This window comes from Flavobacterium sp. UM26, from assembly GCF_057922445.1.
Genome location: NZ_JBVHCY010000003.1, coordinates 306085 through 318120 on the forward strand (window position 1 = coordinate 306085; position 12036 = coordinate 318120).

The 12036-nt window shown below is 33.8% G+C and carries 12 protein-coding genes; 4 read left to right on the forward strand and 8 right to left on the reverse strand.

Features of this window, described 5'->3' with window-relative positions; genetic code table 11:
- Positions 1 to 127 precede the first annotated feature (127 nt).
- Positions 128 to 865 (reverse strand): tRNA pseudouridine(38-40) synthase TruA, encoded by a 738-nt coding sequence (gene truA, locus ACZ1AQ_RS05735; RefSeq protein ID WP_489631986.1) that lies wholly within the window; start codon positions 863 to 865, stop codon positions 128 to 130.
- 366 nt (positions 866 to 1231) lie between these two features.
- On the opposite strand from truA, the gene ACZ1AQ_RS05740 reads away from it, so the two are divergent.
- Entirely contained in the window at positions 1232 to 1723 is a 492-nt protein-coding gene (locus tag ACZ1AQ_RS05740) for a metallophosphoesterase family protein (protein WP_489631987.1), read from the forward strand.
- Here ACZ1AQ_RS05740 and ACZ1AQ_RS05745 read toward each other — a convergent pair whose 3' ends face one another.
- From ACZ1AQ_RS05745 to ACZ1AQ_RS05760, 4 genes are all read right to left on the reverse strand, one after another.
- Positions 1724 to 3415, reverse strand: coding sequence for a tetratricopeptide repeat-containing sensor histidine kinase (locus tag ACZ1AQ_RS05745; protein ID WP_489631988.1), 1692 nt, complete (start codon positions 3413 to 3415; stop codon positions 1724 to 1726). It lies immediately after the preceding gene.
- Between the two features lie 64 nt (positions 3416 to 3479).
- The gene (locus ACZ1AQ_RS05750; protein WP_489631989.1) at positions 3480 to 5162 is read right to left on the reverse strand and encodes a tetratricopeptide repeat-containing sensor histidine kinase; all 1683 of its coding nucleotides are present in this window, start codon (positions 5160 to 5162) and stop codon (positions 3480 to 3482) included.
- Between the two features lie 58 nt (positions 5163 to 5220).
- Entirely contained in the window at positions 5221 to 5880 is a 660-nt protein-coding gene (locus ACZ1AQ_RS05755) for a response regulator (protein ID WP_489631990.1), read from the reverse strand.
- 121 nt (positions 5881 to 6001) lie between these two features.
- A complete protein-coding gene (locus ACZ1AQ_RS05760; RefSeq protein ID WP_489631991.1) occupies positions 6002 to 6415 on the reverse strand; it encodes a DUF4293 domain-containing protein in 414 nt (137 codons plus the stop codon).
- A 184-nt stretch (positions 6416 to 6599) separates the two neighbouring features.
- On the opposite strand from ACZ1AQ_RS05760, the gene rho reads away from it, so the two are divergent.
- Positions 6600 to 8429, forward strand: coding sequence for a transcription termination factor Rho (gene rho / locus ACZ1AQ_RS05765; protein ID WP_489631992.1), 1830 nt, complete (start codon positions 6600 to 6602; stop codon positions 8427 to 8429).
- Positions 8430 to 8550: 121 nt separating this feature from the next.
- On the opposite strand, the gene ACZ1AQ_RS05770 is transcribed toward rho, so the two are convergent.
- From ACZ1AQ_RS05770 to ACZ1AQ_RS05780, 3 genes are all read right to left on the reverse strand, one after another.
- Entirely contained in the window at positions 8551 to 9402 is an 852-nt protein-coding gene (locus ACZ1AQ_RS05770) for a hypothetical protein (RefSeq protein ID WP_489631993.1), read from the reverse strand.
- Positions 9403 to 9426: 24 nt separating this feature from the next.
- Entirely contained in the window at positions 9427 to 10245 is an 819-nt protein-coding gene (kdsA, locus tag ACZ1AQ_RS05775) for a 3-deoxy-8-phosphooctulonate synthase (protein ID WP_489631994.1), read from the reverse strand.
- Positions 10246 to 10363: 118 nt separating this feature from the next.
- Positions 10364 to 10816 (reverse strand): 2-dehydro-3-deoxyphosphooctonate aldolase, encoded by a 453-nt coding sequence (locus ACZ1AQ_RS05780; protein ID WP_489631995.1) that lies wholly within the window; start codon positions 10814 to 10816, stop codon positions 10364 to 10366.
- Positions 10817 to 11000: 184 nt separating this feature from the next.
- On the opposite strand from ACZ1AQ_RS05780, the gene ACZ1AQ_RS05785 reads away from it, so the two are divergent.
- Both ACZ1AQ_RS05785 and ACZ1AQ_RS05790 read left to right on the forward strand, forming a co-directional pair.
- Complete coding sequence (locus tag ACZ1AQ_RS05785) at positions 11001 to 11561, forward strand: YeeE/YedE family protein (RefSeq protein ID WP_489631996.1); 561 nt, start codon at positions 11001 to 11003, stop codon at positions 11559 to 11561.
- A 7-nt stretch (positions 11562 to 11568) separates the two neighbouring features.
- Positions 11569 to 11985, forward strand: a complete 417-nt coding sequence (locus ACZ1AQ_RS05790; protein ID WP_489631997.1) for a DUF6691 family protein — start codon at positions 11569 to 11571, stop codon at positions 11983 to 11985.
- Positions 11986 to 12036: the final 51 nt, after the last annotated feature.

Sequence of the window (12036 nt, forward strand, 5' to 3'; positions counted from 1 at the left end):
TTAGGAGCTATTTCCCGCTATTCGTGCAAATGTAATTCACTGAACTCCTATGTAAATAAAAGTTGAGTGAAGTAATCTTTTTTGTTTTTAAAGGAAAAACAAAAAAGTATTTCCACTACTATCGGGGCTATTTTAGGTATTCATAATTAATTTCGGTTAAGTACAAACCATGTGCTGGCACCGAAAAACCTGCTTTTTCTCTGTTTTTGCTTTTTATGATGTTTTCAAAATCATCCAAAGTGATTTTATGTAATCCCACATTGACTAATGTTCCTACAATAGAACGCACCATGTTTCGCAAAAAACGATTGGCCGAAATGGTAAAAATCAATCGATTGTTTTCCTTTCTCCAAACAGCGTCAAATATAGTGCAATCAAATGTATTTACGTCGGTATTCACTTTCGAAAAGCACTGAAAGTCGGTATGATTTAACAATAATTTAGCAGCTTCATTCATTAATGCCACATCTAAATCTTGATGGTAATACCAACTGAGTCCCTCAAGGAAAGGATTTTTTATGGTATTGATATGGTATTCATACGTGCGTTTGGTAGCATCAAATCGGGAATGCGCTTCATCGCTTACGGGGATAATGTCAAATATGGCGATGTCTTTTGGTAAATACGAATTGAGTTTGTGCACTAGCGATGTTGTTTCCAGTTTTTTTTCGCTATCAAAATGAGCATACATTTGGCTGGCATGCACGCCAGTATCAGTTCTGCCAGCACCCATAATATTGATTGTGGTGTTCAATAGCACCGAAAGGGCTTTGTTCAGCGTTTCTTGTACAGAGCTGGCATTGGGTTGGTATTGCCAACCGTGATAAGCAGTTCCGTTATAGGCTAGTTGTATAAAGTACCTCAAGATGTTTTGTGATTTTTGGATTGAAATCGTTTACTTGTTATACAATGATATGGCAACGATTTCTTGTTTTTATTGGCTGCAAATTTACAATCTTTAGACTGATTTTTTTGATTTTATATCATTTTTGTAACTGCCTGAAAAAATGCCGAATGTTTGATTCTAGCCCCGATGGGAGGGAATATCCTTTTTTCTAGACCTTGTAGGTTGCTAAACCGGAGAGGTGTAGAAAAAAGATAGGAAGGACAGCGGGAATCCCTGTTTATTTTTGCCTTTTGTTTGGCTCCAAAAAAAAAGAACTTCAAATTTTGGTTAGAATGGGAGAGAAGCGCTTATTTTTGCTGTTTTTTACTTTTAAATTCCATTGGTATGACCAAAATTCTTTTGCTTTCGGATACGCACAGCCACATCGATGAGGCGATTTTGAAACATGTAGCTTGGGCCGATGAAGTTTGGCATGCGGGGGATATTGGAGATTTGAGTGTGACCGATACGCTAAAAAAACATAAGCCGTTGCGAGCCGTGTATGGTAATATCGATGGAATGGAAGCCAGAACTGAATTTCCGTTACACAATCGGTTTATGTGTGAGCAAGTTTCGGTTTGGATTACGCACATTGGTGGGTATCCGGGTAAATACAATCCTGCCATTAGAGATGAAATGGCTACGAATCCGCCAAAATTATTTATATGTGGGCACTCTCATATTTTGAAAGTTCAATTTGATAAGAAGCATAATTTGTTGCACATGAATCCAGGAGCTGCTGGGAAAAGTGGTTTCCATCAAGTTCGTACACTGTTGCGATTTGTTATTGATGGCGATAAAATTAAAGACTTAGAGATAGTGGAAATGAAAAAATAATTACGTAACAGGAATAATAAGTTTGATGGTTGTTCCTTGATTTTTTTTGGATTTGATTACGAATTCTCCTTTCATATTATTGATTCGTGCTTTGATTCTGTTGATTCCGTAACCATCGATGCTGTTTTTTTGGAGGTCATCAAATCCTTTTCCGTTATCTTTTATTTTGATGGATAATTGATTGTTTTCAAGACTAGTTTCTAGTTTTGCCAAGTTGGCTTTACTGTGTTTTAAAATATTATTTAGTAGTTCTGAGATAATGAAATAGATTTTCATTTCTAAAGCTTCGTCAAATCGGGTTTGAGTATCGATGGTATTCAAAAATTCAAATTTAATTTTTGAATTCGAGTTTTTTTCACACAAATCATCCAAGGCATATAATAAACCAAATCGCACCAAAAGTGAAGGCATCAATTCATGAGATAAGTCTCGTACTTTATGATGGGCGTCTTCAAGAATGTATTTTGTCTTTATGATTTCATCACATTGATTTTGATTCATAGCACTAAAAACATTGAGATGCATTCCTGCTGAAGACAATAAAGCACTAATGTTGTCGTGTAGAAAAGCCGCAATTTTTTTACGCTCGGACTCTTGACCATCAATGGTTGCATTGATGATGTTTTGTTGTACTTTACTTTGTATTTCTTTTAATCGATTGTATTGTTTTAGTTTTTCATTTTGTGAAAAAGCATAAAAAATTAAGAAAACTAAAAGAGAAAGCGTAACGACTAAAATTACAATTTTTTTGTTGCGAGATTGCTGTTCTAGCCAATACGTCTCCTTTGATTTGTAGGTGTTTGATATTTTATTTATTTCTCTTTTGTATTCTTCTACCTCTAGATTAATTCCAGTGTTTTTAGCAGTTTTTACTTTGCTATCGTTTAAGATTTGGTTGTTTAAATCATCGTGTTTTTTGCTAAACTTGTAGGCTTCTTCAAACTTCTTGATTTTGGCTAAAAACAAGGAATAATTGTAGTAGGTTACCGATAAATCAAATTTCTCGTTGCTTTTTTCACCGTATTGAATTGCTTTTTTATAAAAAGCATCTGCTTTTATGGGGTCATTCTTGTATTCTGCATACAATCCATTTAGCATATTCAAGATGACTAAAGTTGATTCATCGGCAAATTTACCCTCATATTTGTTTAAATAATCAAGAAAAGGTTTAGCTACTTTGTATTGACTTTCTTGAAAATAAGCCCAAGTAATATTTAGTTTTCTCAAAAATATTTTAGATGTATCCTTAATTTTTTCGGTGTGAACTAAGGATTTTTTATAATATTCAATGCCTTTTTTGAAGTCCTTTTTTTCGAAAAAATAAATATTAGCTAAATTATTATAAATTTTACCTTTTAAGGTGTCGTCAGTTGTTTTGATAGCATGTTTCAAACTTTTTTCGTAGTAAAAGAATGCTTTGTCAAGCATAAAAAGATCGTCAAAATTAACTCCGATAACATTGTATGATTTGGCAATTAAGTATTGGTTTTTTAAAAGTGTAGCCTGTTTTAGGGCTAAATTAGCCTGTTTTAAAGAAGTCTCATAATGATCACTTTTCCAGTTTTCAATGGCTTTGTTGAGTAAAATGTAGGTGCTTTTTTTAGTAATACCCTCATGTTGAGCGAAACCAAAAGTTGGAAATATAAAAAGAATTAAAATGAAATTTATTAAAGAATTTAATCTAAAAACCATATGCATTCATTAGCGTTTGTAAAGGGAAATAAGAATGTATTTCAAGAATATTATTAAAATAAATTTAACTAACAGGAACTTGAAGTTCAATCGTAGTTCCTTGATTTTTCTTGGAGTTGATAACAAATTCACCTTTCATGTTATTGATTCGAGCTTTGATTCGATTAATACCATAACCATCAGTACTGTTTTTTTGAAGGTCATCAAATCCTTTTCCGTTGTCTTTTATTTTGATGGATAGTTGGTTGTTTTCTAGATTGGTTTCGATTCTAGCCCAATTGGCTTTACTGTGTTTTAAAATATTATTGAGCAGTTCTGATATAATAAAATAAATTTTCATCTCAAAAGCTTCATCAAATCGGGTTTGCGTATCTATGGTATTGAAAAATTCAAATTTAATTTTTGAATTCGAGTTTTTTTCACACAAATCATCCAAGGCATATAATAAACCAAATCGCACCAAAAGTGAAGGCATCAATTCATGAGATAAGTCTCGTACTTTATGATGGGCGTCTTCAAGAATGTATTTTGTCTTTATGATTTCATCACATTGATTTTGATTCATAGCACTAAAAACATTGAGATGCATTCCTGCTGAAGACAATAAAGCACTAATGTTGTCATGTAGAAAAGCCGCAATTTTTTTACGCTCGGACTCTTGACCATCAATGGTTGCATTGATGATGTTTTGTTGTACTTTACTTTGTATTTCTTTTAATCGATTGTATTGTTTTAGTTTTTCATTTTGTGAAAAAGCATAAAAAATTAAGAAAACTAAAAGAGAAAGCGTAACGACTAAAATTACAATTTTTTTGTTGCGAGATTGCTGTTCTAGCCAATACGTTTGTTTTGACTTGTAGGTGTTTGATATTTTGTCTATTTCTCTTTTGTATTCATCTAATTCAAGATTTATCCCCGCAACATTGGCTTTTTTGATTTTTTCCTCGGAATTAATTTCCTCTGTTAGTTTGTTATATTTTTCAAGATATGCATAAGCTTTTTTATATGCTCCATTTTGGTTTAAAAACTTAGAATATTCGAGGTATACATAGGAAAGATCGGATTTTTCTTCTTCTTCTATTCCGTACTTTATGGCATTCTCAAAAAATGAAGTTGCTTTTTGGGTGTTTTTTTTATTACTGTGATACATACCATTTAGCATGTTGGCAATACACTTTAAAGAAGTATCTCCATGTTTTGAAAAATAGTTATTTACAAACTGTAAGTAAGGATAACCTTTGTCAAATTTTTGAATATCAAAAAAAGCCCAAGCCATATTTATTTTGGTAAATACCATTTTGGTAGTGTCCTTCATTTTTGCACTATATTCTAATGCTTTTGTATAATGGTAAATTCCTTTTTTTAAATCTTTTTTATCAAAAAAATAGATATTGCCAAGATTGTTGTTTATGGAGTATTTTGAGATATTGTTGTTGGTTTTTTCAGCAAAAATCAGCCCTTTTTTATAATAGAACATTGCTTTTTCATATTCTAACAAGCCATCAAAATTTCCACCAATGATGTTATAAATTTGGGCGATTAATTCAACATCCTTTGCTAAAATGGCATAACGCAAGGCACTTCGAGATTGAATTAATGATTTTTCATACAATTCATTATTCATATTATCTACAGCCTCTTTTGCTAGCTTAACCAGTTTTTCTCTAGGAAGTTTTTTTTCTTGAGAAAATGAAGGCACTGATGCAAATACTAATACTAATAGCAAAACTACCCATGAACTTATCATTTGCAGTCTAAAGCTAATTGAATATTGTGAAAAAAAATGCATAGTGAATGTTTACCAATTATGACTTTATCAATTTGTGTTTTAACGCATATTTCACAATACTTATGGTGTTCTTGGCTTTAATTTTTTTCATAATGTTTTTTCGGTGTGTCTCTACGGTATTGGTACTGATAAACAACTGCTCACTAATTTCTTTGCCACTATATTCAAGTGATATTAATATAATGATTTCTATTTCGCGTTCAGTAAGTGTAGGGTGTATTACTTGTGGAACCGATTTCAACTTTGGATTGTCTTTTGTAGCAGTGTTAAAGATTTTATTTTGCACTGTTTTACAAAAGTATTCTTGACCCATCATTGTAACTTGTATAGCCTCAATGATACTTTCGCTAGCACATTGTTTGGTCAAATAGCCATTAGCACCAAGCTTCATGACTTCTTTTACAATTTTTAAATCATCGTAACTCGATAAAATGATTACCTTGCATGGGAATCCTTTTTTGGAGAATTCTTTAAGTACTTGAATACCGTCTTTTTCTGGCATACTTATGTCAAGAACTAGTACATCGGCTTTGTTTTGGGTAACTTCTTCATAAATATTGGTACCATTTAAAGAAGTGCCAACAATAGTAAATCCGGGGATGGTATTTAATAGGGTTTTAATTCCGTCAATAAGTATTTGATGGTCGTCGGCTAAATGAATATTAATCGGTTGCATATTGTAGGTATAGTTCTTTTCAAATGTATTATTTTTAATTAAAACTAGTAGTATTTTTCAATAAAAAAACCCGAATTATAAATTCGGGTTTCCTTCGCACAAATAAACTAAGTTTATAGGTTTATCTCAATCTGTCCACAGATTTTACAAGATCTTCATCCTTCTTGATGGCTTTATTAGCTAAAACTAATAACACGATAGCCAAGACAGGTACAAACATCCCAATACCTTTCTCTGAAACCAAAGGGGTTTCTCCAGATAAATTTAGCGAACGATATACAAACAATCCTAATAAAATTAAATTTAATATCATATTCAATCTGCCTATTACAAATTGATTTTGTCTCTTTTTAAATGAAAAAATACTAACCAAAGATAATGTAGTACTTAATCCAAATAAACCAACATAAATTGGATTTTGCATAAAATAAAAGTCTTTGGCATCAGCTGTAGTCCATAAAGGAAAAATATACGGTACAACCAAAGTAACCAAAAAAGCTAAAAATAAATAGATGGTTTGAATTCTCTGTATCATTGTTACTAGTATTCTAACGCAAAAATATATTTTTCTTTTTAATAAATACTATTGTATGATTGAATTTTATTCGTATTATTGCATTACAAATCCGTAAGCACTTCATACTGCGGTCGATTCAAGAAAAAAAATCTATTCTATTCTTCACACGATTTCCCAAAATAAATAATCTAATAGAACATTCATGTTTGATATTTCTGCATTAAAAGAATTGAAGCTTTCTGAGCTTCAAGAAATTGCTAAAACAGCAAAAACAATAAAGTTTAATGGTGTCAAAAAAGAAACTTTAATTGGTCTTATTTTAGAGCATCAAGCTGCAACTGTCAAAGTTGATGAAGGTGTTGCTGTTAAAGATGCTGTAGATACAGAAAAGCCTAAAAGAGCTCGTATTGTACCCGCAAAAAAAGCAAATATTCCTGATAATAATTTAAGTATTTCTTTTCAAGAAGAAGACGGTAAAGCATTGAAAGTAAGTGAAGTTTCGTCTAATTCTGAAACGTTAGCATCTCCTACTAAAGAATTTAGCAAAGTAGAAAAGCCCAAAGAAGTTGATGCCGCAAAAGGGAAAACGAACAAAGCTGTAAAGTTTAATAAATCTGCATACGAGAAGAAAGTGGCACTTCAGAGGGAAAAAGAAGAAGCCAAAAATGCACCAAAAGCGCCCGAAATATCAAATGAAACTGCTACTTTGGTTTCGGAAGAAATAGTTGATATTCAGTCAACTGAAATTGCTGAAAACCCTTTACCAGCAAAAAAGATTAATCCGAATCATAATAAAAAGCAAAACGGAAACCCCAATCAAAATACTAATGGGAATGGTAATAATGGTAACGGCAATGGCAACCAGAACCCTAATTTTAAAAACAAAAAAAATAACTTTAAAGATGCCGATTTTGAATTTGATGGTATTATTGAAAGTGAAGGTGTATTAGAAATGATGCCTGACGGTTATGGTTTTCTTCGTTCATCAGATTATAATTATTTAGCATCTCCAGATGATATCTATTTATCAACTTCTCAAATTCGTTTGTTCGGATTAAAAACAGGTGATACTGTAAAAGGTGTGGTTCGTCCACCTAAAGAAGGGGAGAAGTATTTTCCATTAGTTCGAGTTTTAAAAATTAATGGTCACGATCCACAAGTAGTTCGAGATAGAGTTTCTTTTGAACATTTAACACCCGTTTTTGCTTCAGAAAAGTTTAAGTTAGCCGAGAAGCAAAGTACCATTTCAACACGAATTATTGATTTATTTTCTCCAATAGGAAAAGGGCAACGTGGAATGATCGTTGCACAACCTAAAACTGGTAAAACCATGTTGTTGAAGGATATAGCAAATGCTATTGCTGCCAATCATCCAGAAGTATACTTAATAGTTTTATTGATTGATGAACGACCAGAGGAGGTTACCGATATGCAACGCAGTGTAAGAGGAGAGGTGATTGCATCTACTTTCGATAGAGAGCCTCAAGAACACGTAAAGATTGCGAACATTGTTCTTGAAAAAGCCAAGCGATTAGTAGAATGTGGTCATGATGTTGTGGTCTTATTGGATTCAATTACTCGTTTAGCAAGAGCTTACAATACGGTTCAACCTGCATCAGGGAAAGTACTAAGTGGTGGTGTAGATGCGAATGCATTACAAAAACCAAAACGCTTTTTTGGAGCAGCAAGAAATGTTGAAAACGGGGGCTCTCTAAGTATTATTGCCACGGCATTGACAGAGACTGGTTCCAAAATGGATGAAGTTATTTTTGAAGAATTCAAAGGTACGGGTAATATGGAGTTGCAATTGGATAGAAAAATCGCAAATAAACGTATCTTTCCAGCTATCGACTTAACTTCTTCTAGTACAAGACGTGATGATTTGCTTTTGGATCAAAATACGTTGCACAGAATGTGGATTATGCGAAAATACCTTTCGGATATGAATCCTATAGAAGCAATGGATTTTATTAATGATCGATTTAAAAAGACTCGCAATAACGAAGAATTTCTGATCTCGATGAATGATTAGTTTCGTTTAGTCCTGAAAGAACAATATTAGTAAACAAACGTTCGTGTTTTAATACGATTTCATAGATAAAAAAAGCGATTTGAAGGAGTTCAAATCGCTTTTTCTTTTTATCGTATGGGGCTTAAATTCTGAATTTTCCCCCTACAGCAAGGATTCTCTGAAAAAAGAAGAAATCTTGTGATGCTTTATCGTCAGTACTCATTGTAGTTCGGATGTCATTCATGTTGATATAACCGCCTTTTAATTCTCCTTGGATATAGAAATATTTAAAGAAAGTAATATTCAAACCAGCTTTCAAGGAAGTTCCAAAACCGGATACGTGAAAGTCATCATGACGTTCTTTTCCAAGTAATTTGGTATTTGTTTTTGGATACAATACCCCAAAACCAATACCTTCTGTCAAGTTAACCTGAATTTTGTCCGTATTCCCAATTTTAAACAACTTAGAAATATCATCATGACGAGAAACTTCGGTATTGATATAGTTCAAACCATCAGTATGCTCGTAAGTTAAAAACTGTTCATCAGTAAAGTTAACCGGAGTGTTATTGTAAGTACCGTTAAACACAGATCCTGGATCTGAGGCAGGTAAGTTAATGGTTCCTGTTACATTAGCTGTTTGATTTTGAGTCATCACATATTTCATATGGTCTACTCCAATAGCCACACTATAATGATCAGAGAAAAAATACCCCAAACGCAAATTGGTTTGTGGAATCGTCATTTTGGTAGGGTTAATGTAATCCACATGCCAACCTTTGGGCTTGTCATGAGCTCGCATATCAGCTACCGTAAAACGATAATCTTTACCGGTAAAAGTAACGTCAGATTTGCTGTAGGATTCTCTGTTTCCTCCCCACGAGATAAAGAATTTTCCTTTATTGTGAGCAGTGTATCTTACAGGAGTGTTTTCTTGTGCAATGGCAATTGTTGTCGTTAAAAAAAGAACAAAATAAAAATACGATGTTTTCAAGGAGCTTGTAAAGTATAAAAAAAATTAAAATTGATTGATAGTTTGTCTGATGGCCACAAGTTTGGTCATTAAGGCTTCAAAATAATCCAAATGCAACATGTTCGCGCCATCACTTTTAGCGTTAGCTGGGTCAAAATGAGTTTCAATAAAGATGCCGTCTACACCTACTGCAATTCCAGCTTTGGCTACAGTTTCTATCATGTCTGGTCGACCTCCTGTTACACCAGCGGTTTGGTTAGGTTGTTGCAAAGAATGCGTAACATCCAAAACCGTTGTAGCATATTGCTGCATCGTTGGAATACCTCTATAATCTACAATCATATCTTGGTAGCCAAACATAGTACCGCGGTCTGTAATCATTACATTTTCGTTTTGACAATCCAATACTTTTTGAACAGCGTGCTTCATACTCTCTGGACTCATGAATTGTCCTTTTTTCAAGTTGACTACTTTTCCAGTTTTGGCAGCAGCTAAAACTAAGTCAGTTTGTCTTACTAAAAAAGCAGGAATTTGCAACACGTCTACATAAGCAGCAGCCATAGCCGCGTCCTCATTAGTATGAATATCTGTAACGGTTGGAACACCAAAAGTTTCAGAAACTTTTTGAAGAATTTTCAAAGCTTTTTCGTCCCCAATTCCAGAAAAACTATCAATTCTAGAACGGTTGGCTTTTTTGAAAGAACCTTTAAAAACGTATGGAATTTGCAATTTGTCAGTGATGCCAACCAAACGCTCTGCTATACGCAAAGCCATTTCTTCTCCTTCAATGGCGCAAGGACCTGCTAAAACAAAGAAATTACCACTATCGGTATGCTTAATTTGCGGGATATGATGTATGTTCATTTTTTTAAATTTTGTGTGCAAAGGTAATTAGCTTTTGCGATTTTTGATTAAAAAAAAGGGGAAATATTGTTTTTAGAGTTGTAGTTAAGAAAGTCTTAAGGATTGCAGCAAACGCAAACTAATTTTTCTTCAAGCTAAAACCAACAGGAACCATCAATTGGCCTCTTTCATAGATATTCAAATACAATAAAATTGGCTTTTTAAGTCCTTCCCATTTTATTTCATAGACATCTAGAAATCCAGCACCCATTTCCGTATTTTTTGAAGGGAAAGGACAACAACTTTCTAGTTTCGAAAAAGTAATTGCTTCCCCGTTTGGCCCAGCCAATGCATTCAAAAAGCGCTGCTGATTGATGACATCGTCCTTGGTACCACGGTAAAAGATATTAATCGGGTAATCTTTGTCATAACCATACTTTTTGTCTTTACTAAAGGCTGTAATGACAAACGTATTGTTCTTAGTAAGTTGCGGAACTGGCGCATTGTTGTCCACATTTTTCAAAGTCGATTTGGTACTAATGCAAGAAGTGAATAAGAAAATACAGGACACTAGTAAACTGATTTTTTTCATAGGGATCAAATTTATTTTTTGATGAAACAATAATAATACCAACTTTAAATGCGTAGTTCGAGCAAATATAAAACTTTTGAGAAGTTTATTTCTGCTAGTAGCAATTATGTTGTATCGGTTTGTGACATAACTCACAAAAAAGAGTAAAAAGGGTCTTATCTTTGCAAAAATTAAAAAGTAATTTATGGATTTTATTTCTCAAACTTGGGCCTGGTACGTTTCTGGTTTTATCATCGGATGTGTCATGCTTCTTTTGGTGTATTTTGGAAAAACATTCGGTATGTCTTCTAACCTTCGTTCTTTATGTACCTTGGCTGGTGCTGGCAAAAAAGTGCCTTTCTTTGATTTTGATTGGAAAGCCTCCCGCTGGAATTTAGTCGTGGTACTAGGCGCAATGCTAGGTGGATTTGTGGCGGTACATTATATGAGTGCTCCAAGCAACGTAGCAATCAATCCTCAAACTGTCGAGCAATTGGCAACGCTAGGAATAGATGCTCCGGATGGGAAATTAGTGCCTGATGCGCTTTTTAGCAGTTCGGTGTTTCAATCTCCAAAAGGAATCGCGCTTTTGCTTTTAGGTGGGTTTTTAATTGGTTTTGGCTCTCGTTATGCCGGTGGCTGTACCTCAGGACACGCCATTACAGGCTTAAGTAATTTGCAATTGCCTTCGCTCAAAGCGGTAATTGGGTTCTTTATTGGTGGTTTAATTATGGCGCATCTCTTGTTGCCTTTACTTTTAAAATAATTACGTTATGTTCAAAGCTTTAAAATACCTTCTCGTTGGATTCCTATTCGGAATTGTTTTAACGAAATCGGAAGCCGTTTCTTGGTACCGTATTTACGAGATGTTTCACTTTCAATCCTTTCATATGTATGGTATAATTGGTGTTGCCGTAGCCACTGGATTAATCGGAATGCAATTGGTGAAACGGTTTCAAATCAAGAATATCAAAGGGACTCTTATGCAAGTTGAAGACAAAGAAAAAGGGTCAGCCCGCTATTGGATTGGAGGCATTCTTTTTGGTTTAGGATGGGCGCTTGTGGGTTGTTGCCCTGGACCTATCTTTATATTACTAGGCGCTGGCTTTTTCCCAGTGGTGCTAGTACTATTGGGAGCACTTTTAGGGACTTTTGTCTACGGATTATTCAAAGACAAACTGCCTCATTAAACTTCTGAGTAGAATTTTAGTTAAAAATTGATAAAAAAAAGTAGCCTTTTC